Raw genomic sequence first — 22,419 nt, forward strand, 5'->3', positions numbered from 1 at the left:
AACACGATCAAGAACGCCGAGGAAGTGACAAGTGTCGCCTCCGCGCCACTACTCGGAGCTATCGCGTTCGATGGTGCAACCAAGACCGAACCCCTCGTTACGTCTCTTCCGTCGCACGCCCCTCGAGCCGAGGCCTTCCGCGTCCTTCGGACCAACCTCCAGTTCGTCGACGTCGACGCTGAAAGCAAAATATTCGTCGTCACCTCGGCATTGCCGTCCGAGGGTAAGACAACGACCTCGGTCAACCTTGCTATCACGCTTGCGCAAGCAGGCCAGCGTGTCCTTCTCATTGAGGGGGACCTCAGGCGCCCGAAGGCTCTGGAGGCGCTTAACATTGACGCCGCCGTCGGAGTAACTACCGTTCTGGTTGGCAAGGTCAGCTTCCCAGATGCTATCCAGAAGCATTCCGAAAGTGACCTTCACGTACTTGGCGCCGGAGCCGTGCCGCCCAATCCGGCAGAACTTCTGCAATCTCGCGCCATGGCGGACCTACTATCTGAAGCGCGATCCGCATACGACATCGTCATCATCGACGCTCCCCCGTTGCTACCAGTGACTGACGCCGCACTAATCACTGCTCAGTCAGACGGCGCACTCCTGATCGTGCGCCATGGGAAGACGACGCGCGACCAGCTCACCGGGGCAGTAGATCGCCTCCAGCAGGTCGGCGGGGACCTCGTCGGCGTCGTGATGAACATGGTGCCAACGAAGCGCGGCGCGGGCTACGGAGACGGTTATGGCTACGGTTACGGCTACGGCTACGCTCCGCAGGCACCCGCGACGGCGGTACCGACACGCAGGAGTGAGAACACGCGGCGCGGACGTCGCGCCTCCAAGCCGTGAACTAGCAGGAAGACATGCAGCTCGGTCACAGTGGATCCGAGCCCGATTACGAACAGGCTGAAGGAACGGTCCGGTCTTTCTTCTCCGGCTCGATGCCGGCCGTCGTCTCGACCGAGACATTCCCCGTCTGATTTGACCCAGTCGTCATGTGCCATTCGACGTCAGCCGTGAACTTTGGCTCGAGATCCATCAGCACCGTGACAACAGGGCGGCCCTCAAGATCCACCGCGGGTGGGGTCACAATCTCAGCTCCATTGAACTGGACGTCAGAGATCGCGCCTCCTACGGGCCCGATTATCTGCATGGCGACACGCTGACTACCAGCGCTGATGCCGAAGATCTCCGCGCCCGTTACGTAGTCAGGTAACGAGGCCGCGTTTTCCGGAGCGTCCGAAAGCAGGTACGCACGACCGGTCAATCGCTGCACACCATCGACGCAACTATTGGCCGTGACTTGGACATCATGACGAAGAAAGTAAGACATCTTGGCGCCCGTGACGTCGTTGAGATAAGCGCCAACCTGCGGGTCCGCCGTGGGGCTGAAGACCAACTCTCCAGCAATCCGCGAACCCGCCAAAGCCGCCTGCTCAGCGTCGTCGAACGAGTGCACCTTGACACGGCCCTCATCGGTCCCGCGGGCGAGCGCCTCGATCATGGTTCGCGGATCCTCCGACCCCGCGAGGAACCGATCGAATACTGCCGCCGCGACCGCCGTGAAGTAGGCATCCTGGTCGGCCGGATCCTCGTAACGGAGATAGACCTGGTGGAGGAGTTCGTCGACGGCATTCTCGCTTGTCAGGGCGGGCCCTCCGGGCACCTCGATGGGACCAGTCGCACCAAGAAGGTAGGAAAGGGTCACTGGGTCCACGGTGAGAACCCCGTCGACGGTCTCGTACTCCTGCTCCCATCGCGCCTGCCATAACTCGGCGGTGCGCGGGAAGTCAGGGGTGAAGTTTGCGTCCAGGAAGAAGGTGCCCAGTTGGCGGTTCCAGATCTCGTCCTCGGCGTCCGTCAGCGGAAGCACCGGCTCGTCGGTGCGTCCAAACGAGCTGGCAGCCACCTGCCTAGTCAAGCTCACCCTTCCGGCGTTGGCTTCGACGAGCGAGACAGCACCCGGCAGTCCGCCGCCGGCTCGAATCTCAGCGTTGTTCTGGAACACCAGCAGATAGTTGCGCGACCCCTCGGCACCGAGCATCGTCGGCATGATCTCCAGCGCAGTGTCCGCCGTACCAAGCGCACGCGATGCCCGGTCGACCTGGCTCACCGCGTCTCGATACGGGCCCTGAAGCCGACCCGTGAAGCCGGCGGGATCGTGCTCGCTCAGCTTCTTCTGCGCATCCTCGAAAGCAGCCTTGCCGCGGGCCACCGGCTCACGCATGCTCTCCACAAGTGCCAGGTCCACGGCACCATCCCGAGGGCTCAGACCGCTGATGTCACGCGACACTTCCAGAAGCGGCTCAGCACCATCACGCGCGAGGTCATCGAGCACACCCGAGACGGTTCGCACACCGTCGAGGTCGTCACCGACGACGGGAGCCCACGTCAGCACGGACCAGACGGGGCCATCGGTGCGCGCGGCTGCCGACCTCGCACTCTCTTGCATTCGCGTCAACGCTGCTGCGGCGGCCGAGTCATCGCCGGAGGTCACCGCCTCTTGCAGCACCCTGGCGTCCTCAGACGCCGCGTTGAGGTCGGTGCTGACCTTCCAGACCTGCCATGCCGCGTACACACCGAAGACGACAACCAGAAGCACGATGAGCAGCACAGGAAGCTTCCAGCCGCGGAGAGCACGCATGCCTCGACCCTACCGAGGAAGTGACCTGGCTACTGACGCTCGGAGAAGCCTGTGAGGGATTCGAGACCGTTGCTGCGCAACGTCCTCATCCACCGAGGGTTCAGCGGAGCTTGGGGCGAACGTGAAGTCCAACCTCGGGGTCCACCAGGACCTCCTGGGTGGCAGGCAGCCCGCCCGCGTCGAGCTCGATGTCGAGCGACACGTTGCGCTTCACCATGGCCAGGGCGATGGGGCCCAACTCGTGGTGCCGGGCGGACGTGCCCACGAAGCCCACGACCTTCTCGCCGTTCCGCAGCTCGGCGCCATGCGCCGGGAGCAGGTTCTCGGAGCCGTCCAGGTGGAGGAGCGTCAGCCGACGCGGCGGCCGACCGAGGGTGTGGACGCGGGCCACTGTCTCCTGACCGCGGTAGCAGCCCTTGTCGAGGTGCACGGCCGGGCCGATCCAACCCGCCTCGTTCGGGATCGTGCGGTGGTCGGTGTCCAGTCCCAGACGCGGCTCACCGCGGGCGATGCGGAGCGCCTCGAAGGCCCACAGACCACAGGCGGGGCCGGCAGCCTCGGCGTACGAGAGCAGCTGGTCACGCGGGACGAACTCGTAGCCGGAGTAGGGCTCACCGGTCGCAGACGACGGCCGCCAGGTGAGAGCCAGGCTGGACGTGACGACCTCGACCTCGACCTCGGACCAGAAGCGCATCTTCACGAGGAAGTCGGCGAGTGCAGCGCCTTGGCCGGGCTCGGTCTGGACGAGCAGGGCCTCGCCGTCGTCGTACCCGTAGAAGGCGTGCTCGACGTGGCCGTTGGGACTGAGGAGGAGCATCCCGGTCCACTGCTTCGGCTGCAGGTCCGTGAGGTGCTGGGTGGTGAGGTTGTGGAGGAGCGTCAGGCGGTCCTTGCCGCTGATGCGCAGCACGTCGTGGTGGGAGAGGTCGACGAATCCCTCGCCGCTCTCCAGTGTTCGCTGCTCGGTGTTGAACGACCCGTAGTGCGCCGCCACCGGCGCGTCGATGCCTTCACCGGGAACGCCGCCGGGCAGGGCCACCAGGGGGCTGGTGGGCGCGGTCGGTGCGAGCGTCTCGTCAGTCATCGGTCTCCTCTGTCGCGTGCGGCCCGTGATCGTGGGCGACGACGGTCTCCGGGCACGTGCGGCACGTGCCGAACACCGCCAGGTGACCCACGTCGGTCACGAAGCCGTGGTGCTGGTCGAGCAGGGCGACGAAGTCCGCCGCCACGCTCTCTTCAACCGACGTGACCAGGCCGCAATTCCGACAGACGAGGTGGAAGTGCGTGTGGTCGTCGTCGATGGCGTGGTAGGTCGGCGCCCGATCGGTCAGATGGGCGTGTCGCACGAGCCCGAGCTGCTCGAGCACCTCGAGCGTGCGGTAGACCGTTGAGAGGTTGACCGCCGTGGAGTGCCGGCGCACCTCGACGTGGACCTCGTCGGGCGTGGCGTGGCGCAGCGTCGTGACCGCCTGGAGGATGAGCTCGCGCTGTGGCGTGAGCCGGTATCCCTGGGATCGCAGGCGAGCGCGCCAGTCGTCGGTCATGCGCGCTGCAGTCGAGCCCACGTGCGGGGCTGGAGCGGCTCGCCGCCCGCCGCGATGTCGTTCGCGTAGAGCAGGTCGCCCTCGACGTTGCCGTAGAGCCGCTTGCCGCCGGTGATCTCGGCGGCTCCCTCGACCCGACCGATGGCGTCGGTGACGATCTCGACCTTGCCCTCGCCTGCGTTGCCGAGCCAGATCTCGATGACGCCGCTCTCGTGGGCGAGGAGCAGCTCGACCTCGCCGCCGGGCTTGCCGCGGAGGAACCCGGTCTCGATCGCGTCCTCCCGCACCTTCTCGCCCGCCTCGTCGACCACCCAGGAGCGCGCCATGTAGTGGAAGAACGGTCGCCCGTCGTGGGTGAAGATCAGCTCCTGGCCGAACTGGTACGGCTCGATGCCCGGGTAGTCACCGTGCCCGTTGCCCCGCCACGTGCCGAGCATCCAGGCGATGGGCCCGCAGTCGGGGTGGAGGTTCTCCGGCAGCTCGAACGGCATCAGCCGACCCGCGGGGTGCGCAGCACGCGGACGGCGGCACGGAGGGCCACGGCAGCCAGCGCCAACGGCGCGGCGACGAGAACGGCGGTGAGGACGGCATCCATGCGATCGAGTCTAGGCCGAAATGAGCCGAGGCCCCCACCGCAGTGCGGTGGGGGCCTCGGAGAAGTCGTGCTAGGCGATCACGGACGGCCGGAGGGCGTGGCCCAGATCCAGTACGAACGCGTCGTGGAGCGGTACGTCGTGTCCGAAGGCACAAACGTGATCGAGACCTGGTAGCTGCCCTTGCGGGGGATGACCGGCGTGACGACGCGGGTCACGGAGCCGCCGTAGCTGTAGGCCGTGGCAGTGAACTGGCCCTGGCCCGCGAGACGCAGCGTCACGTAGGTGGTGCCCGTCACCTCCGTGCCGATGCCGTTGTTGCTGCCCTGAAAGAACACGGCGATGCCCTGGCCAGTGCCAACGCGACCGAAGCGCCACGGCGCGTCGACCTTGATGCTCGAGCCCACGGCGTACTGCCCCGGGTAACCGCCTTCGGCGGCAGCGACCGGCGAGGCGCCGGCTCCAGCGACCAACCCAGCAGCCATGACGACCGCCGAGATGACCGCGACGAGAAGCTTCTTCATGAGAACCCCTGACGTTGATCATGTCTGGCGGACGAACCCCTCATCCACCTGCAGAGAAGACTAGGGCAGAAACCCGCGTCCTTGCGCCAACAAAGGCAAATCCTCAGCGAACGCCGAGATATTCACGCCGCTGTAACCGATGACCGGCCCTCAGGAGCCTCTCAGCACGCGGAATCCAGGCCCAGCAGCGCACGGGCCCCTGCGCGCGACATCACATCCCGCTGGGCTAGACCACCCAGGGTGACCACCCGCTCCACCAGGGTCCGGTTGGATTCCACCGGCTGGCCGGGCGCGTAGGTCAAGGTGTCCTCCATGCCCACCCGGAGGTGGCCGCCCTTCGACAGCGACGCCAACGCGACGGGCAGCGACGCGCGCCCGATGCCCGTGGCGCCCCACGAGGTGACCTCGGGCGGCAGTGCGGCCACCGCCGCGACGAGAGCGTCCGCCGTCCCCGGCATCCCACCCGGGACGCCCATGACGAGGTCGCAGTGCACCTTGCCGCCGACGGGGAGCCCGTAGCGGCGCAGCAGCCGGCCGAGCGCGTGGACGTGACCGAGGTCGAAGAGCTCGAACTCCGGAGCGATCCCGAGACCCTGCGCCGCTTGGTAGAGGTCGCAGACGAACGGCCACGGGTTGAGGAAGACGTCGTCACCGAAGTTCGTCGTGCCCATGGTGAGGGAGCAGGAGTCGGGCGCCGCCTCCAGCACGCGGAGTCGAGCATCGAACGGGTCGTGCACCGACCCGCCCGTCGAGAGCTGGATGACGAGACCACTCCCCTCACGCAGCGCCGCGACGGTCTCCTGGAGCCGGGCCAGCTCGAGCGTCGGAGCGTGGACGTCGTCGCGGATGTGCACGTGGATCATCGCCGCCCCCGCCGCCTCGCACTCCTGCGCGGTCGCGACGAGCTCAGCGATCGTGGTCGGCAGCGCGGGGAAGTCGGCTTTCGCCGTCTCCGCGCCCGTCGGAGCGACGGTGATCAGCAGGGGGTTGATAGAGGCCTTCTCCATGTCGAGCATGCTGACAGAGGATCGTCCGGCACGAGAACCCTCGCGCCGCACTTCTTCCGCCTCTGGCGCACGTGTGGGAGCAGCCCGTCTACCGGACCTAAGATGTCCCCCGCCCCCACCGCCCCATCTCGGAGTAGTCCTGTGCCCGCCACCCCACGTCGTCCGACGGATGGTGGCCGCGTCGCCGGACGCCGGGTGGCGGGGCGCGATCCCGGTCGGCCCGTGAGCGCACGAGAACGGGCGCTCGAGGTCAACCGCGAGATCGCCAGGTCCCGTGACGCGGCTCCGGGCCGTCGGATCGCCGAGCACCCCCGCGGCCGCCGGGTGGCGGAGCGCCCCGACCGCACGTCCGAGGCCACCGGCGCCGAGCGGCGGGCGTCGCGGCGACGCTCCAGTCCCCGTCGCGCGCTGCGACCGAAGACCCGGGCCGACATCCAGGGCCTCCGCGCCGTCGCCGTGCTGCTCGTGGTGGCCGAGCACCTCACCGGCTGGCCACGCGGCGGGTTCGTCGGCGTCGACGTCTTCTTCGTGATCTCCGGGTTCCTGATCACCGGGATCCTCCTGCGCGAGCACCAGCACACCGGCCGTATCTCGTTCGCCGGCTTCTACCGCCGGCGCATCCGGCGGATCGTGCCGGCCGCGACCCTCGTGCTCGTGGTGACCGCCGCCCTCTCGTGGCTCGTCTACCCGGCCGCCCGCGCGTCGGCGATCACGCTCGACGGGGTCTGGGCGTTCTTCTTCGCCGGTAACTACCGCTTCGCGGTCGCCGACACCGACTACTTCGCCGCCACCGCCGGCGCCTCACCGCTCCAGCACTACTGGTCACTCGCGGTGGAGGAGCAGTTCTACCTCGTGTGGCCCGTCGTCATGCTCGTCGTGCTGACGCTGATGGGCCGCGCAGGGTGGCGCAGCCGCGGTCGGGTGGGGGTGGGCGTCGCGATCGGCGTGGTCATCCTCGCGTCGGTCGCATGGGGCTTCCACGAGACCGGCGAGCGGCCCGCCTGGGCCTACTTCTCCACCCTCTCGCGCGCCTGGGAGCTCGGCCTCGGCGCCCTGCTCGCGATCTGCACGCCGCTGCTGCTCCGCATCCGACCGATGCTGGGCGCCGTCGTCACCTGGACCGGCCTCCTCCTGATCGTGTCGGGTGCCTACGCGATCGGCGCCGACCAGGGATTCCCGGTGCCCGGCGCGATCCTCCCCGCCGTCGGCAGCGCGCTGGTGATCGCCGGCGGCACCGCCGGCCCCGCGCCGTACCTCTGGCCCCTCACCAACCGCGCCATGACCTACGTCGGCGACATCTCCTACTCGCTCTACCTCTGGCACTTTCCCGCCATCGTGCTGCTCGCCGGCCTCCTGCCGACCGGCTCGTTCCTGCACCTCGGCACCGCGGTCGTGGTCACGGCGATCGCGTCGATCACGGCCTACCACTGCTTCGAGAACGCGATCCATCACTCCCGTTGGCTCGAGCCGCGTCCGCACGCGCACCGGACCGTCGTGGCCCGCGCCGGCGGCCGCTCCCCCGCCGTGCGCCGGGGGCTCCTGGCCGGCACCAGCGTCGCCGTGACCGTCCTGGTGGTCGGCTCGGCCATCGCCGCGACCCCCCGGACCGAGGCCCCCGCCTCGAACGACCTCGAGACGCTCGCCGTCGAGCCCGCCGACGACGGTGCCCTCGCCGAGCAGCGTCAGGAGGTCGCGGAGGCCCTGCTCGCGACGACGTGGCCGGCCCTCGAGCCGAGCATCGACACCCTCGGACGCTCCGATCTCTCCGCCGCGTGGGTGCAGGACGACTGCCTCGGCTACGAGGGCAACGCGCTGCCGGACCCGATCGAGAACGCCCACACCTGCGTGTACGGCGACGAGACCGCCGACCGCACCATGGCCGTCTACGGCGACTCCATGGGCGTCTCGTGGGTGCCCGCCCTCGAGGCGGCCTTCGGCGACTCGTGGCGCATCGAGGTCTTCACCGCCCGCCAGTGCACCTTCGCGGACGTCGAGGTGCGGGAGACGAACGGCGGCCCCTTCCCGGAGTGCGCCGCGTTCCGCGCCGACGCGCTCGCCGACCTCGCCGCGCGCGCACCAGACGTGCTCGTGGTGTCGTCCGCCGGGGACCCCCGCCAGGTGGTCGGCGCCGCCGACGAACGCGACGCGATGGCCCAGCTGCAGGCGGGGGCCGTGCGCAGCACCCGCGACCTCTCGGGCGTCAGCCCGGCCACCGTCTACCTGCCCCCACCACCCGCGACCCGGTCGGTCGCCACCTGCCGCACCGCGGTCGCCGTACCCGCCGACTGCATCAGCGACCCCGCCGTCACCCAGCCCTGGGCCGACGGAATGCGGTGGGCCTCGCAGGCCACGGAGGGCGGGGTGTACGTCGACGTGCGCGACTGGTTCTGCGTCGAGGGCACGGGGTGCCCGGCCTTCGTGGGCGGGACGCCCGTGACCGCGGACGGCGCCCACCTCACCGACGCCATGGCCACGCGGCTCGGGCCGGTGGTCCGGGAGGTGCTGATGCGTGCCGTGCCCGCGCTGGCGGGCTGACGTCAGCCGTTGGACGACATCGCGAGGTAGACGAGCACGAGGGTCGCGATCGCGAGGACCGCGAGACCGAGAAACTGGGCCGTCTTCGCGCGACGGCGCTGCTCGACGGGGTGGGAACGAGAGCGGGCCATGGGGGACTTCCTTCGTTGGGGGGCGAAGGCGCTCGAACAGCTGAGATTGCTGGGGCGCGCAGACCACTCTGACGTGTCATGACAGAGCGGCGACAGCCAATACGACGGACTTGACCGTGACCTGCAACTCACTCTCAAAGGACCCGCAAGGCCTGGTTAAACGACGCACATCTCCCATTGAAGAAGCAGCGAGGGGCGCCACCCCTCGCGGGATGGCGCCCCTCGTCGTACAGCGGGAAGACCAGGTCAGAGCGTGATCGTGACCTCGGCCACGGAGCCCGTCTGAGCGACGACCTTGCGGTCCGTCGGCTCGGCCTTCGGCGCGAGCGTGCGCAGCGTCCACTCGCCGTCGTTCGCGAAGAACCGGAAGTGGCCGGTGGCGGAGGTCGGGACCTCGGCCGTGAACTCGCCCGTGCGGTCGAGCAGGCGCACGTAGGCGTTGCCGACCGGCTCACCCTCGCGCGTCACCTGACCCTGGATGACGGCCTCCTTCGCGACGTTCACGCCGTCGAGGGAGAGACCGCCTGCGGTTGCTCCACACATCTCAGGCCTCACCCGGCTCGTCGCCGAGGGCCACGGGGACGCCCACGAGGGAGCCGTACTCGGTCCACGAGCCGTCGTAGTTCTTGACGCTCTCGTGGCCCAGCAGCACCTTCAGCACGAACCAGGTCAGCGACGAGCGCTCACCGATGCGGCACAGCGCGATGGTCTCCTTGGAGTCGTCGATGCCGGCGTCGGCGTAGAGCGCCTTGAGGTCCTCGTCGGACTTGAAGGTGCCGTCGTCGTTGACGTTCTTGCTCCACGGCACGTTGATCGACGTGGGCACGTGGCCGGCGCGCTGCGCCTGCTCCTGCGGCAGGTGGGCCGGGGCGAGGAGGCGACCGGCGTACTCGTCGGGGCTGCGCACGTCGACCAGGTTCTTCACGCCGATGGCGGCGACGGCCTCGTCGCGGAACGCGCGGATCGAGTGGTCCTGCTCCTGCGCCGCGTACGTCGTCGTGGCGCGGCTCGGCACCTCGTCGGTCAGCTCGCGGGAGTCGAGCTCCCACTTCTTGCGGCCGCCGTCGAGCAGCTTGACGTCGCTGTGGCCGTAGAGCTTGAAGTACCAGAACGCGTAGGCGGCGAACCAGTTGTTGTTGCCGCCGTACAGCACGACCGTGTGGTCGTTGCCGATGCCCTTGGAGGAGAGGAGCTCCTCGAACTGCGCCTTGTTGACGAAGTCGCGACGCACCTGGTCCTGCAGCTCGGTGGTCCAGTCGAGCTTCACGGCGCCACGGATGTGGCCCTTGTCGTAGGCGGACGTGTCCTCGTCGACCTCGACGACCACGATGGTGTCGTTGTCGAGGTTGTCCTCCACCCACTGGGCGGAGACGAGCGAGTTCTCGCGGCTCATGCTGATTCCTATCGTCGGATGCAACTGGGAAGTCTGTGGATGATCTGGGTGGGTCAGGCGGTCGCCGTACGGCGCGAGGTCGCCCGCTTCGCGAGGAGGTAGACCTCGCAGCCGAGGCAGAACGCGAACACCGCGTTGAGCAGGGCCGCGGCGAGGGCGAAGCCGACGGCGACCTGGCCCACGAGCGTGGCCCCCGCGACGTACGCCACGAGCGCAACCACCGTGAAGGCGAGCCCGACGGTCTGGGCGAAGCGCGGCGGGGCCGCGTCCTCCAGCTCAGCGGGCGGCGAGAGGCGGGGACGCACGAGGGTGCGGAAGAGCAGGGAGTACGGCGTGTGCTGCACCCCGAGCGCCGCCCCCAGGCCGAAGACGACGACCTGCGCGGCCAGGAGGACCGTGCCGACGACGCTGTCACCGAGCAGCAGCACGGCAGCCAGGACCACCGAGGTGATCGCGGCGGCGACCTGCGGGCCACGGGGATCGATCAGCGTGCGCGCGGACGCGTCGGGAGCCGACGGCGACGCGGTGGCGTGGGCGGGCTGGGACATGGTGACGACCTGACGGACGGGGGTGGGCGAGGGCTCACGATGACGCGGAGGGTCGGCGTGCGCTGGGCGCGCACGACGACAGACCTCGGGCGTCGGTCAGGAGGGACGACAGAGCGCGGAACGGACGCGGCAGTGGTCGACTGCGCGTCGCTTCGTCAGCATGGTCGTGAACACGAGAGCCAATGTAGGCCGGGGTTCGGGGCGAACCGAACCCGTCGACCGGATCGTGAGACGGGTGTCCGATGGGTGGACGTGACCCGCGATCGACAGGTCAGCCGCGGGAGGTCTCGAGGACCTTCGTGCCGGTCGCCGAGTCGTCGGAGGCCGCCTCGGCGCCGTGCGGCTCGACGGTGGGCGGCTCGACGGTGGGGCCGGGGCGTCGTACGACGAGACCCACCCCGCGACGGCCACCCAGCCAGACCAGCGCACCGTCACGCAGCGGCGCGGCCCCCCGCACGCGGACGCCGTCGACGACGGTGCCGTTCGTGCTCCCGAGGTCGCCCACGAACCAGGTGCCGCCGGCGTTGTAGAGGATCGCGTGCCGGCGCGAGACCTCCGCGCTGGGGAGGTGGACGCCGCAGCCCGACGAGCGGCCGACGATCGTGCCGGAGCGCACCGTGGCGGTGAGGCCCGAGACCGTCACCACCGTGATCTCGTCGGCGCCGCGGAGCAGGGTGGCGCGGCGAGGGGCGGGCGGTCGCGAGCGGGCGGGCGCCGCCGAGCGAGCCGGTGCGACCAGCGGCGGCAGCGGGGCGCCGTACGCGTTGGCGGCCGGTCTCGGGAAGGGACGTGCGCTCGAGCGGGAGACGGACGGGCGCTGGGACCAGGCGTAGGCGAGCGAGGCGCCGGCCACCGCGCCCAGCACCGCGACCACCACGACGACGAGCACCTCGTTCACGACCCCTCCTCCTGCACCCCGGCCCGGCGTGCGGATCGCCGGCAGGAACGCCTGGGACGAGTAAGCCACGTGAGCCCGCGTCCCGTCGAGAACTTCGCCCAACCTCGACCCACGCGACCCACGCCCGGAGTAGGGGCGGAGGAGCGAAACGACCTACCAAAGAAGGAAGCGGCCGAGGGCGTCGGATCTCCTACACTTGCCGCGGCACGACGCACCAGTCGGCCAGGAGATTCAGGAGCACCGTGGCAGGCATCGAACGTGGCGACGACATGCTGCGCGTCCGGGAGACGCTCGCCTCCATCGCGCCGGGCACCGCGCTCCGGGACGGGCTGGAGCGGATCCTGCGCGGGCGCACCGGGGCACTCATCGTGCTCGGCCACAACGAGCTCGTCGACTCCATCGCGACCGGCGGGTTCACGCTCGACGTGCCGTTCAGCGCGACCGGCATGCGCGAGCTCGCGAAGATGGACGGCGCGATCATCCTCGACAGCAACGTCACCCGCATCCACCAGGCCGCCGTGCACCTGATGCCCGACCACACGATCCCGTCGGAGGAGACCGGCACCCGGCACCGGACGGCCGACCGCGTCGCCAAGCAGACCGGCTTCCCCGTCATCTCGGTCTCGCAGTCGATGCAGATCATCGCCGCGTACGTCGACTCGACGCGCCACGTGCTCGAGGACTCCGGCCAGATCCTCTCGCGCGCCAACCAGGCCCTCGCCACGCTCGAGCGCTACAAGCTGCGCCTCGACGAGGTGGCCACCACCCTCTCCGCGCTCGAGATCGAGGACCTCGTCACCGTGCGCGACGTCGCCGTCGTCGCCCAGCGCCTCGAGATGGTCACGCGCATCGCCCGCGAGATCGACGACTACGTGCTCGAGCTCGGCACCGACGGCCGTCTGCTGTCGCTGCAGCTCGAGGAGCTCATCACCGGCGTCGACGCCGAGCGCGAGCTCGTCGTGCGCGACTACCTGCCCGCTGGCAAGCGCGCGCCGTCGACCGAGAAGCTGCTCGAGCGTCTCGAGGGGCTCTCCGCCACCGAGCTCGTCGACCCCGCCTCCGTCGCCAAGGCCCTCGGCCTCGGCGCCAGCGAGCACCTCGACGGCGCCGTCGCCCCGCGCGGCTACCGCCTGCTCGCCAAGGTGCCGCGCCTGCCCGCTGCCGTCGTCGACCGCCTCGTCGAGCACTTCGGCACGCTGCAGAAGCTGCTCTCCGCCGGCGTCGACGACCTCCAGGCCGTCGACGGCGTGGGCGAGCTGCGCGCACGCAGCGTGCGCGAGGGACTCTCGCGGCTCGCCGAGTCGAGCATCCTGGAGCGGTACGTCTGAGGGGTGCTCCCTCGGTGGTCGAGGAGCGAGCGTCTCGAGACCCCCCGCGCGTTTGACGATTCCGAGGTCGCGCGGCCGCCGACGCCTTTACCCTGAACGCCGCCCGGTGAAGCGTCGCCGGACCGTACTGGGGAGAACAGCGTGAGCATGCAGCCGACCACCCGTCGCAACGTCATCCGGTCCGCCGCGTGGGTCGCGCCCGCCGTCGTCGTCGTGAGCGCCGCACCCGCGTTCGCCGCGAGCACGACCGGGACGCTCACGATCGACCCGGGGAGCACGCGGTACGGACCCACGCCCATCGAGCCGGAGTTCGGCGCCTTCGCCGTCCTCTTCCGCGGATTCACCATCACGCCGAGCGTGTCCGGCACCGGGCCGCTGACCCTGACCGTCACGAAGCCGTCCGGCTTCGACATCTACGACGACTACACCCCAGCGGCCCCGTCGCTCTGGACCAGGATCGGCTCCCCCGTCTTCCAGGAGACCACGCTCGTCTACCGGTACGACGGCGCCATCGCCGCCGGGCAGCCCATCGCGTTCGGACCGAGCAGCTCCGAGGCCGTCTACTTCGACGACCAGGGCGAGCGAAGCACGATGGTTCTCTCCTTCCAGGCGTCGGGCTTCGACGCGCAGAGCATCAGCTACGGCCCGCGGTAGTCGGGCGGCGGCCCCCGCCGTACGCGCACGACGAGCCACCACCGACGGTGGTTGAACGCTCGATCACGTCGAACGGGCTGGTCAGCCCTACTGTGACCCCCGTACGGCGAACTGCTCGCCGCCTTCGTTGGGGGAACAGCATGCCGATCGAGCCCACCACCCGCCGCAGCGTGCTCGCGGCCGCCGCGTGGAGCGCACCCGTCGTCGTGGTCGCCACCGCCGCCCCGGCGTACGCCGCCAGCGCGACCGGGACGCTCACCGTGTCCGCGGGCAGCACCCGGTACGGAGACTCGATCTCCGAGCCCGGCCTCGGCTACTCCGGCGTCATGTTCAACGGCTTCACCCTCACCCCGAGCGCCGATAGCGCCGGCCCCCTCACGCTCACCGTGACCCCGACCGCGGGACGCGTGTACTCCGACGGCACGGAGCCCGACGGGTGGGAGCGCACGGTCGTCGAGGACGAGGTCCTCGTCTTCGTCGGCGGCGGCCCTCTGACCGCCGGCACCCCCGTGTCGTTCGGTCCGGGCGGCAGCGAGGGCGTCTACTTCGACGACGACGGCAGCGGGGCTCCGTTCACGCTGACCTTCTCGGCTCCCGGGCTGACGTCGGTCGTCGTCAGCTACGGGCCGAGCCGCGCACCCCGGGCCAGGACCGCCCCCGGCCGGTAGGGCCGCGGCGCTTCCGACGTACCGGATGCGTCGGATCATTCACGGACCCGGCGCCCTCGGGCCCGCCCCTCGGGGTCGCGGTGTCAGCGACAGGCCGGACGGGGCGCCCACACCGCAACCCGCAACCCGCAACCCGCAACCCGCACACGGTCCGCCGTACCGACCGACAGCCTCAGCCCGTGGTCGCCGGGGCGGCGGGGTCGGCCGTCGGGTCGGGCGTCGGCGTCACGGCGCGCTCGATGACCTCGGGCTCCGGGGCCACGAGCTCGAACTGGGTGTCGGTCGGCTCGCCGGCGAGGGCGGCCGCCTCCGCGTGGTAGGAGCCCGGCAGCGACCACTGCATGAGGGTGCAGTCCGGGCCCGAGCGCCAGGCCGGCCACTGCAGCTGCACCGCGACGGGCTCGGCCTGCCGCACCACGACCCGGCTCACGGGGATGGCGTCGGGGCAGTGCTGGGTGGTCCAGATGTCGTCGTCGCCGGAGGTCACCTTCACGACGGTGGTCTCGGAGGAGACCTCCCACGTGCAGGCGGGCGTCTCCTTCGTGGTCAGCGCGAGCGCGATGGTGACGGGGCTGCCGCCGACGGCCTCGCCGACGAAGGGCTCCACCACGACGTCCTCGGGCGCGCACGGGCCGGACGGCTGCGCCGGGGGCGTCGTGGTCGGCGCGGCGGGGGTGGTCGGGGTCTCGACCGGAGCGGTCGGCTCCCCCGCAGCGTCGGTCGGGGGCGCCTCGGTCGTCGTACCGCTCGGGGTGCCGGCCACCTGCCGGGCCTCGTCGGCCGTCTCCTCGGCCCCACCGCCGCCCAGGAGCCGGGCGACCAGGACGACGAGCAGGGTGGCGACGCCGACGAGCAGCGCCCGCCGGACCCAGTACACGCGCGCCGGGTGACGGCGGCGCGGACGGGTGGAGGCAGACATGGGCGACACGCTAGCCAGCCGGACGCTCCCGGCCGGGCAGGCGCACCGACGTGGCGGACGCCTCAGGCGAGCCGGTCGAGCTCGTCGCGCTCGGGGCGCTGCTCGAGGGTGTCCAGCGCGGCGTCGACGGCGCGCTGGCGGGCCCGCTCCAGGCGTACCCACACGACGCCGACCACCACGGCCGGCACCCACAGCGGCGCCGTCACGAGCAGCCCGAACAGCATCCAGCCCCAGAAGACGTAGCCGACGACGAGCACCGGGACCGCGACGAGGGCGGCGAGGAGCCAGACGACGGGGTGGGTGGTGCGCACCTCCGCACGGTAGCGCCGCGACGGCCCGGTGGGGCGGGTTCCGGACTTCTGGCTAGGCTCCCAGACCGTGCCGACCCCGCCCGCCAGCCCGTCCTCCGAGCCGTCCCCCGAGCGGCTCCCGGCCGATGCCGTGGACGTCGACGCGCTGCACGCGGACGTCCTGGCCTGGTACGACGAGCACGCGCGCGAGCTGCCCTGGCGCGGGGTCGCGGCGACGCCGTGGTCGGTGATGGTCTCGGAGTTCATGCTGCAGCAGACGCCCGTGGTGCGCGTGCTGCCGGTGCACGCGGTCTGGATGGAGGCGTGGCCGACACCGGCGCACCTCGCCGCCGTACCGACCGGGGAGGCCGTGCGCGCGTGGGGCCGGCTCGGCTACCCGCGGCGCGCGCTGCGGCTGCACGCGGCGGCCACCGCGATCGTGGAGCGGCACGGCGGGGAGGTGCCCGCGTCGTACGACGAGCTGCTCGCCCTGCCCGGAATCGGCGACTACACGGCGGCCGCGATCGCGTCGTTCGCCTACGGGCGGCGGCACGTGGTGCTCGACACGAACGTACGGCGGGTGCTCGCCCGCGCGGTGGGCGGCGACGAGTTCCCCGCCCGCTCGGTGATGCGGTCCGAGCGCGACGTCGCGGCGGCGCTCCTGCCCGACGAGCCGGCCGACGCCGCCACCTGGAACGTCGGCCTCATGGAGCTCGGCGCCCTCGTCTGCAGCGCGGCCAACCCGGCCTGCGGGCGCTGCCCGCTCGAGGACCGCTGCGCCTGGGTCGCCGCGGGCCGCCCGGCGTACGACGGACCGCCCCGCCGCGCGCAGGCCTGGGCCGGCACCGACCGCCAGTGCCGTGGACGCCTGCTCGGCGCCGTGCGCGACGCCGACGGGCCCGTGCACACGAGCACCCTCGACGCCGCGTGGGCCGACGCCGACCAGCGCGAGCGGTGCCTCGCGAGCCTGGTCGCCGACGGCCTGCTGGCCCGGGTCGGGCCGGAGAGCTGGGCGCTCCCCTGACCCGACCCGGTCAGCCGGTCAGCCGGTCCGATCAGCCGGTCCGGTCAGCCGGTCCGGTCAGCCGGTCCGGTCAGGGCCCGTAGGCGGCGATCCGGATCTTGTAGAGCCCGTGCGCCTCGGCCTGGGCGTGCGCCCGCTCCCACGACGCCGACGGGATCCTCACCGTGCTCGCCCGGCGCTGCGCGAGGTAGCGCGCGTCGGCCGCGGCCAGGGTGGCGGCCCGGTCGTCGAGCGAGGCGTCGTACGCCGCCAGGTTGGCGGCCGCGATGCGCTCGGCGGACGACGCGGCGTACTCCTCGGCGCAGGTGCGCGCTTCCGCCTCGGTGGGCCGGGTGCAGCTGCGGGTGGCGTACGCGCCGGCGGTGACCGTACGGCGCCACTGGTCGCGGCGGGTGGCCGAATCGGACGCGGTCACGTAGACGTTGCCGGTGCCGAAGGCGGTCCAGGTGCGGCCCTTGGCGCGGGCCGTGACCTCCTTCTGGAACGACGTGCGCAGGACCGTCGCCGTACCCGTGCCGGTGCCCGTGCCCGAGACGATGCCGGAGACGCTCGCCGCGCTCCCCGTGGTCACCGTGACCGGCTCGCCCGGCTCCTCTGGCGCAGGGTCACCGACGGTGAAGGTGTCGATCACCTTCGGGGCCACGTCGGGGGTGCGCAGGTCGAACGAGTACGTCGTGATCGCCCCCGTGCCGGTGTTGAACTTCGTGAACACGGCCAGGTTGTTGTCCTGCACGAACGGCAGCGGCGTGCCCTCGGCGTTCGCGTAGGGCGCCACGTTCGGCACGATCGGCTCGAGGCCGCCCGGGTTGTCCTGCGCCCAGTAGTTCTCGGCGTTCCACGGGGCCGGCGGCACGGGACGCGAGCGCCCGCTCAGCGGGTGGTAGGCGCCGTACGAGTTGCCGGTGTTCGAGGTCTCGAGGAAGTTCGTGACGCCGTTGTCGGCGACGAAGCGGTTCCAGAGGTGGCTGTGGCCGTTGTGCACCAGGTCGACGCCGGCGTCCTCGAGGAGCGGCTGCAGGTCGTAGAGCAGCTCGTTCTCGGTGGCCGGGTAGTCGTAGCGCACGCCGACGAGGTTGCCCGCGTCGTCGCGCTCCTCGATGCGCTCGGGGTCGGCGAACTGCGGCATCACGTTGTCGCCGAGGCCCTGCGGACCCTCGTGCAGCATCACGACCTGGTAGCGCGCGTTCGCGAACTCGTCGCTGGCCAGCTCGTCCTGCAGCCAGGCGTACTGGTCGCTCGAGGAGTCGATCGCCTCGAAGATGTGCTCGCCGTACCCCTGGGCCAGCGGCGTCTCCAGCGTGGTGCGCGCCTCCTGGTAGCGGCTGCTGCCGGTGCGGGCCGCCGGGTCCGGCGTCGCGGTCGTGCCGCGCCAGATGCGGGTCGAGTAGAGCGACACCAGGCGCACGTCGCCGACCGTCGTCGCGTAGTAGGTCTCGCCGCCGGGCGAGCCGTCGGGCAGCGAGAAGACCTCCTCGTACGTCGCGGTCGAGAAGGAGTTGTCGACGATCCACTGCTCGCGCACCGCCGGGTCGCCGGACGGGTTCACGTCGGCGGCCACCGCGTCGTACGCCGTCTCGGCCACCTCACGGGGCACGGGGGCGTTGAAGGAGCCGCCCAGCGTCGTGGCGCCCGCGCGGCGGCCCTGGACCTCGTGGTTGCCCACGGCCGGGTAGAGCGGGGCGTTCTGGATGATCTCGCCGCCGACGTACTCCACGCCGCCCGTCGAGACCCGGCCGCCGTTGCCCTGCAGCACCGGGAAGAAGCCCGAACCGCGGGTGTCGTCGAACCACTCCGAGGCGCGGTCCGGGATGTTGACGAGGTCGCCCGCGAGGAAGACGGCGTCGATGTCGCCGATCGTCGCGGCGGCCTGCTGGAGGTTCGCGGGGGTGTTCACCATCGCCTGGTGGTCGCTGGTGAGCAGGATGTCGAGGTCGTCGCCGGCCTGGGCCGCGGGCTTCACGGTGAAGGTGCCGGAGCCCGCGAGCGCCTCGCCGTCGAGGCTGACGACGCGGTACGGCGCCTCGGTGCCCGGCGCGAGGCCCGACACGACGGCCTCGTGACGCCACACGTCGCGGTCGACGATGCCGGCCTCCTGCGCGGGCTTCACGTCGGCCGGGATGTTGGACTGGTAGTCCTCCCCCACCTGCGACAGCTGCGTGGTCTCGGGGGTGAAGCGGGTGACGCCCGGGAACGACGTACCGGCCGCGGCCGCCGCGAGCTGCTCGGCGCTCAGGTCGGCGACGCCCGCCCCGGTGAGCACCGCGTGGCGCGAGCCCGCGAACTCGGTGAACCAGACGACGGACGCGCCGTCGGCCGTGGGCGCCTGGAGGAACGGGTCCGTCAGGAGCTCGGCCTCACCGACGGGGTCGGACGAGGCGGCCGCTGCGGGTGCGGCTGCGGTGAGCGCCTGGGCGGTGAGCGAGGGCGACGTGGTCGCGGCGGTCGCGACGCTGGGCAGGACCGCGAGCGCGGCCCCGCTCACGGCGAAGCAGCTGGCGACGGCGACGAGACGCCGCCGCGCGCGGGGGTGGGTCATCAGGGTGCCTTTCGACGGCATCGGGAGCGGTGCGGGTGCGGTGGGCCGGCGTCGGTGGGACGGCCCTCGCGCCCTGACGCTGTCGTCGGCAGGTGGAGGTGGGATGAACGGCGGGAGCCCGGTCCCCGACGAGCGTGACAAGGGAGGGTCCGCGGGGCGTGGAGTGGGTCACGGGCATGGGGGGAGGTACGCATGTGGGGGTGCGGGGTGCGGGCGGGGGGGGTGAGTGCGCTCGGTCGCGGTGTGAGCGCCCCATCCGCCCTGTCGCTGACACCGCAACCGGGTGGGTGCGCTCGGTCGCGGTGTGGGCGCCCCATCCGCCCTGTCGCTGACACCGCAACCGGTCGTGGTGCCCGCGTCGCGGTGTGGGCGCCCCATCCGCCCTGTCGCTGACACCGCAACCGGTCGTGGTGCCTCGCTCCGTGTGACCCTCAGGCCCCACGCACGCAGAAACGGCCCGCACCGATCGGTGCGGGCCGTTCCGTGGTCGTGCGGGGCTAGCTGATCACTCGGTCTCGTCGGCCTTCTTGATGTCGACGGGGCCGTCCGGGTCCTCCGGGATGACCTCACCCTTCGTCATCTCGATGCCGGCCGCCTCGAAGGGCGGGAGGTCCGGGACCTCGCCGACCTTCTGGCCGTGGAACGTGAAGGTCGCGGTCGGACCCTCGCCCTCCACGTCGACCAGCACGATCTGACCGGGACCGATCTCGCCGAAGAGCATCTTCTCGGCCATGACGTCCTCGACCTCGCGCTGGATCGTGCGGCGCAGCGGTCGCGCACCCAGGACCGGGTCGAACCCGCGCTTGGCGAGCAGGTCCTTCGCGTTCTGGGTGAGCTCGAGGGACATGTCGCGGTCCTTCAGACGCAGCTCGACCGAGGCGATCATGTTGTCGACCATCGAGACGATCTGCTTCTCGTTGAGCGGCGGGAACACGATGATCTCGTCGACACGGTTGAGGAACTCGGGACGGAAGTGCTGCTTCAGCTCCTCCGACACCTTGTTCTTCATGCGGTCGTAGGAACCGGCCGCGTCGCCCGACTGGGCGAAACCGAGGTTGACGCCCTTCGCGATGTCTCGCGTGCCGAGGTTGGTCGTCATGATGATGACCGTGTTCTTGAAGTCGACGATCCGACCCTGGGAATCGGTCAGGCGGCCTTCCTCGAGAATCTGCAGCAGCGAGTTGAAGATATCCGGGTGCGCCTTCTCGACCTCGTCGAAGAGCACCACGGAGAACGGCTTGCGCCGCACCTTCTCCGTCAGCTGGCCACCCTCTTCGTAACCGACGTAGCCGGGGGGCGAACCGAAGAGACGCGACACCGTGTGCTTCTCGCCGAACTCGCTCATGTCGAGCTGGATCAGCGAGTCCTCGTCACCGAAGAGGAACTCGGCGAGCGTCTTCGACAGCCACGTCTTACCGACACCGGACGGACCGGCGAAGATGAACGAGCCACCGGGACGCTTCGGGTCCTTGAGGCCGGCACGCGTACGGCGGATCGCCCGCGAGAGCGCCTTGACGGCCTCGTCCTGGCCGATGACGCGCTTGTGGAGCTCGTCCTCCATCTTGAGCAGACGGGTGGACTCCTCCTCCGAGAGCTTCACGATCGGGATGCCCGTCGCGACGGCGAGCACCTCGGCGATGAGCTCCTCGTCGACCTCGGCCACGACGTCCATGTCGCCGGAGCGCCACTGCTTCTCGCGGTCGGCCTTCTTGAGGATGAGCTGCTTCTCCTCGTCACGCAGGGACGCAGCGGCCTCGAAGTCCTGGCCGTCGATGGCCGCCTCCTTGCGGACGCGCACCTCGGCGATCTTCTCGTCGTACTCCTTGAGGTCGGCCGGTGCCGTCATGCGACGGATGCGCAGGCGCGAGCCCGCCTCGTCGATGAGGTCGATGGCCTTGTCGGGGAGGAAGCGGTCGGAGATGTAGCGGTCGGCCAGCGTCGCCGCCGAGACCAGGGCCTCGTCGGTGATGGTGACGCGGTGGTGCGCCTCGTAGCGGTCACGCAGGCCCTTGAGCATCAGGATCGTGTTGGCGATCGAGGGCTCGGCGACCTGGATGGGCTGGAAGCGGCGCTCGAGGGCGGCGTCCTTCTCGAGGTACTTGCGGTACTCGTCGAGGGTGGTCGCACCGATCGTCTGCAGCTCGCCCCGGGCCAGCATCGGCTTCAGGATGCTGGCGGCGTCGATCGCGCCCTCGGCCGCACCGGCACCGACGAGGGTGTGGATCTCGTCGATGAACAGCACGATGTCGCCGCGGGTGCGGATCTCCTTGAGCACCTTCTTCAGGCGCTCCTCGAAGTCACCGCGGTAGCGCGAGCCGGCCACGAGCGCGCCGAGGTCGAGCGTGTAGATGTGCTTGTCCTTCAGCGTCTCGGGCACGTTGCCCTTGACGATGTCCTGCGCCAGGCCCTCGACGACGGTCGTCTTGCCGACGCCCGGCTCGCCGATGAGCACCGGGTTGTTCTTCGTGCGCCGCGAGAGGATCTGCATGACCCGCTCGATCTCGGACTCGCGCCCGATGACCGGGTCGAGCTTCCCCTCGCGCGCCGCCTGCGTCAGGTTGCGACCGAACTGGTCGAGCACCAGGGACGACGACGGGGCCTCGCTGCTGCTGCCACCGGTGGAGGCGGCCGCGCCGGCGCTCTCCTTGCCCTGGAAGCCGCTGAGCAGCTGGATGACCTGCTGCCGCACGCGGTTGAGGTCGGCGCCGAGCTTCTGCAGCACCTGGGCGGCGACGCCCTCGCCCTCACGGATGAGGCCGAGGAGGATGTGCTCCGTGCCGATGTAGGAGTGGCCCAGCTGCAGCGCCTCGCGCAGCGAGAGCTCCAGCACCTTCTTGGCACGGGGGGTGAAGGGGATGTGGCCGCTGGGCGCCTGCTGGCCCTGGCCGATGATCTCCTCGACCTGGGCGCGGACGGCCTCGAGCGAGATGTCGAGGCTCTCCAGAGCCTTGGCCGCGACACCCTCACCCTCGTGGATGAGGCCGAGCAGGATGTGCTCGGTCCCGATGTAGTTGTGGGAGAGCATGCGGGCCTCTTCCTGGGCCAGCACGACCACCCGGCGGGCTCGGTCAGTGAACCGCTCGAACATGTGCGCCTCGATCCTTCTCAAGTCGCGATGCCGAAGGCATCGCGGGCTGGGCCGGGCGACCTCGGAAAGTCGCTCGTACACCGGAGATCAACTCGTCGACC

Annotated in this window: 21 protein-coding genes; 6 read left to right on the forward strand and 15 right to left on the reverse strand. The window is 70.7% G+C overall.

The window, feature by feature from the left end; genetic code table 11:
* On the forward strand, nt 1-843 hold an 843-nt coding region (locus K329_RS30440; protein WP_157571800.1), incomplete at its 5' end, for a CpsD/CapB family tyrosine-protein kinase.
* A 46-nt stretch (nt 844-889) separates the two neighbouring features.
* Here the strand turns inward: K329_RS30440 and K329_RS0116705 are convergent.
* The 6 genes from K329_RS0116705 to K329_RS0116735 form a co-directional block, all read right to left on the reverse strand.
* Nucleotides 890-2,638, reverse strand: a complete 1,749-nt coding sequence (locus K329_RS0116705; RefSeq protein WP_084541397.1) for a DUF4012 domain-containing protein — start codon at nt 2,636-2,638, stop codon at nt 890-892.
* A gap of 100 nt (nt 2,639-2,738) precedes the next feature.
* Nucleotides 2,739-3,722, reverse strand: a complete 984-nt coding sequence (ygfZ, locus tag K329_RS0116710; RefSeq protein ID WP_052337021.1) for a CAF17-like 4Fe-4S cluster assembly/insertion protein YgfZ — start codon at nt 3,720-3,722, stop codon at nt 2,739-2,741.
* Nucleotides 3,715-4,182 carry a Fur family transcriptional regulator gene (locus K329_RS27460; protein ID WP_052337022.1) on the reverse strand — a complete coding sequence of 156 codons (468 nt, stop codon included), beginning with the start codon at nt 4,180-4,182 and terminating at the stop codon, nt 3,715-3,717. Before K329_RS27460 ends, ygfZ begins: the two co-directional genes overlap by 8 nt.
* Nucleotides 4,179-4,673 (reverse strand): heme-binding beta-barrel domain-containing protein, encoded by a 495-nt coding sequence (locus tag K329_RS0116720; RefSeq protein WP_028473950.1) that lies wholly within the window; start codon nt 4,671-4,673, stop codon nt 4,179-4,181. Before K329_RS0116720 ends, K329_RS27460 begins: the two co-directional genes overlap by 4 nt.
* A gap of 182 nt (nt 4,674-4,855) precedes the next feature.
* The gene (locus K329_RS0116730; protein ID WP_028473951.1) at nt 4,856-5,299 is read right to left on the reverse strand and encodes a hypothetical protein; all 444 of its coding nucleotides are present in this window, start codon (nt 5,297-5,299) and stop codon (nt 4,856-4,858) included.
* 161 nt (nt 5,300-5,460) lie between these two features.
* A complete protein-coding gene (locus K329_RS0116735; RefSeq protein ID WP_028473952.1) occupies nt 5,461-6,306 on the reverse strand; it encodes a beta-keto acid cleavage family enzyme in 846 nt (281 codons plus the stop codon).
* A gap of 222 nt (nt 6,307-6,528) precedes the next feature.
* On the opposite strand from K329_RS0116735, the gene K329_RS0116740 reads away from it, so the two are divergent.
* Nucleotides 6,529-8,841 carry an acyltransferase family protein gene (locus K329_RS0116740; protein ID WP_052337023.1) on the forward strand — a complete coding sequence of 771 codons (2,313 nt, stop codon included), beginning with the start codon at nt 6,529-6,531 and terminating at the stop codon, nt 8,839-8,841.
* Between the two features lie 2 nt (nt 8,842-8,843).
* Here K329_RS0116740 and K329_RS31965 read toward each other — a convergent pair whose 3' ends face one another.
* From K329_RS31965 to K329_RS29730, 5 genes are all read right to left on the reverse strand, one after another.
* Nucleotides 8,844-8,972 carry a hypothetical protein gene (locus K329_RS31965; RefSeq protein ID WP_281169826.1) on the reverse strand — a complete coding sequence of 43 codons (129 nt, stop codon included), beginning with the start codon at nt 8,970-8,972 and terminating at the stop codon, nt 8,844-8,846.
* 246 nt (nt 8,973-9,218) lie between these two features.
* Nucleotides 9,219-9,515: a DUF1416 domain-containing protein gene (locus K329_RS0116750; RefSeq protein WP_028473954.1), complete on the reverse strand. Its 297-nt coding sequence runs from the start codon at nt 9,513-9,515 to the stop codon at nt 9,219-9,221.
* A 1-nt stretch (nt 9,516) separates the two neighbouring features.
* A complete protein-coding gene (locus K329_RS0116755) occupies nt 9,517-10,365 on the reverse strand; it encodes a sulfurtransferase (protein WP_028473955.1) in 849 nt (282 codons plus the stop codon).
* 53 nt (nt 10,366-10,418) lie between these two features.
* On the reverse strand, nt 10,419-10,913 hold the full coding sequence (locus K329_RS0116760; RefSeq protein ID WP_043644091.1) for a DUF4395 domain-containing protein: 495 nt from the start codon (nt 10,911-10,913) through the stop codon (nt 10,419-10,421).
* Nucleotides 10,914-11,184: 271 nt separating this feature from the next.
* A complete protein-coding gene (locus tag K329_RS29730) occupies nt 11,185-11,880 on the reverse strand; it encodes an FHA domain-containing protein (protein WP_084541399.1) in 696 nt (231 codons plus the stop codon).
* Nucleotides 11,881-12,080: 200 nt separating this feature from the next.
* Here K329_RS29730 and disA point away from each other — a divergent pair, with 200 nt between their 5' ends.
* From disA to K329_RS0116780, 3 genes are all read left to right on the forward strand, one after another.
* Complete coding sequence (gene disA, locus K329_RS0116770) at nt 12,081-13,139, forward strand: DNA integrity scanning diadenylate cyclase DisA (RefSeq protein ID WP_052337282.1); 1,059 nt, start codon at nt 12,081-12,083, stop codon at nt 13,137-13,139.
* Nucleotides 13,140-13,280: 141 nt separating this feature from the next.
* A complete protein-coding gene (locus K329_RS0116775; protein ID WP_028473958.1) occupies nt 13,281-13,793 on the forward strand; it encodes a hypothetical protein in 513 nt (170 codons plus the stop codon).
* A 140-nt stretch (nt 13,794-13,933) separates the two neighbouring features.
* On the forward strand, nt 13,934-14,461 hold the full coding sequence (locus tag K329_RS0116780; protein WP_028473959.1) for a hypothetical protein: 528 nt from the start codon (nt 13,934-13,936) through the stop codon (nt 14,459-14,461).
* 172 nt (nt 14,462-14,633) lie between these two features.
* Here the strand turns inward: K329_RS0116780 and K329_RS0116785 are convergent, their stop codons facing one another.
* Both K329_RS0116785 and K329_RS0116790 read right to left on the reverse strand, forming a co-directional pair.
* Nucleotides 14,634-15,380, reverse strand: a complete 747-nt coding sequence (locus K329_RS0116785) for a hypothetical protein (protein WP_157571802.1) — start codon at nt 15,378-15,380, stop codon at nt 14,634-14,636.
* 62 nt (nt 15,381-15,442) lie between these two features.
* Nucleotides 15,443-15,691, reverse strand: a complete 249-nt coding sequence (locus K329_RS0116790; protein WP_028473961.1) for a hypothetical protein — start codon at nt 15,689-15,691, stop codon at nt 15,443-15,445.
* 130 nt (nt 15,692-15,821) lie between these two features.
* Here K329_RS0116790 and K329_RS0116795 point away from each other — a divergent pair, with 130 nt between their 5' ends.
* Nucleotides 15,822-16,694, forward strand: a complete 873-nt coding sequence (locus K329_RS0116795) for an HhH-GPD family protein (RefSeq protein WP_028473962.1) — start codon at nt 15,822-15,824, stop codon at nt 16,692-16,694.
* Nucleotides 16,695-16,764: 70 nt separating this feature from the next.
* Here the strand turns inward: K329_RS0116795 and K329_RS27470 are convergent, their stop codons facing one another.
* Both K329_RS27470 and K329_RS0116805 read right to left on the reverse strand, forming a co-directional pair.
* A complete protein-coding gene (locus K329_RS27470; protein WP_052337025.1) occupies nt 16,765-19,230 on the reverse strand; it encodes a metallophosphoesterase family protein in 2,466 nt (821 codons plus the stop codon).
* Between the two features lie 505 nt (nt 19,231-19,735).
* Nucleotides 19,736-22,318 (reverse strand): ATP-dependent Clp protease ATP-binding subunit, encoded by a 2,583-nt coding sequence (locus K329_RS0116805; protein ID WP_028473963.1) that lies wholly within the window; start codon nt 22,316-22,318, stop codon nt 19,736-19,738.
* Between the last annotated feature and the right edge of the window lie 101 nt (nt 22,319-22,419).

Source organism: Nocardioides alkalitolerans DSM 16699 (genome assembly GCF_000426525.1).
Lineage (GTDB): Bacteria > Actinomycetota > Actinomycetes > Propionibacteriales > Nocardioidaceae > Nocardioides > Nocardioides alkalitolerans.

What these genes read in the sequence shown, in the direction of transcription:
- K329_RS0116705 (WP_084541397.1), bottom strand. Translation starts at nt 2,638, where the DNA reads ATGCGTGCTCTCCGCGGCTGGAAGCTTCCTGTGCTGCTCATCGTGCTT.
- ygfZ (WP_052337021.1), bottom strand. Translation starts at nt 3,722, where the DNA reads ATGACTGACGAGACGCTCGCACCGACCGCGCCCACCAGCCCCCTGGTG.
- K329_RS27460 (WP_052337022.1), bottom strand. Translation starts at nt 4,182, where the DNA reads ATGACCGACGACTGGCGCGCTCGCCTGCGATCCCAGGGATACCGGCTC.
- K329_RS0116720 (WP_028473950.1), bottom strand. Translation starts at nt 4,673, where the DNA reads ATGCCGTTCGAGCTGCCGGAGAACCTCCACCCCGACTGCGGGCCCATC.
- K329_RS0116730 (WP_028473951.1), bottom strand. Translation starts at nt 5,299, where the DNA reads ATGAAGAAGCTTCTCGTCGCGGTCATCTCGGCGGTCGTCATGGCTGCT.
- K329_RS0116735 (WP_028473952.1), bottom strand. Translation starts at nt 6,306, where the DNA reads ATGGAGAAGGCCTCTATCAACCCCCTGCTGATCACCGTCGCTCCGACG.
- K329_RS31965 (WP_281169826.1), bottom strand. Translation starts at nt 8,972, where the DNA reads ATGGCCCGCTCTCGTTCCCACCCCGTCGAGCAGCGCCGTCGCGCGAAG.
- K329_RS0116750 (WP_028473954.1), bottom strand. Translation starts at nt 9,515, where the DNA reads ATGTGTGGAGCAACCGCAGGCGGTCTCTCCCTCGACGGCGTGAACGTC.
- K329_RS0116755 (WP_028473955.1), bottom strand. Translation starts at nt 10,365, where the DNA reads ATGAGCCGCGAGAACTCGCTCGTCTCCGCCCAGTGGGTGGAGGACAAC.
- K329_RS0116760 (WP_043644091.1), bottom strand. Translation starts at nt 10,913, where the DNA reads ATGTCCCAGCCCGCCCACGCCACCGCGTCGCCGTCGGCTCCCGACGCG.
- disA (WP_052337282.1), top strand. Translation starts at nt 12,081, where the DNA reads ATGCTGCGCGTCCGGGAGACGCTCGCCTCCATCGCGCCGGGCACCGCG.
- K329_RS0116780 (WP_028473959.1), top strand. Translation starts at nt 13,934, where the DNA reads ATGCCGATCGAGCCCACCACCCGCCGCAGCGTGCTCGCGGCCGCCGCG.
- K329_RS0116785 (WP_157571802.1), bottom strand. Translation starts at nt 15,380, where the DNA reads ATGTCTGCCTCCACCCGTCCGCGCCGCCGTCACCCGGCGCGCGTGTAC.
- K329_RS27470 (WP_052337025.1), bottom strand. Translation starts at nt 19,230, where the DNA reads ATGACCCACCCCCGCGCGCGGCGGCGTCTCGTCGCCGTCGCCAGCTGC.
- K329_RS0116805 (WP_028473963.1), bottom strand. Translation starts at nt 22,318, where the DNA reads ATGTTCGAGCGGTTCACTGACCGAGCCCGCCGGGTGGTCGTGCTGGCC.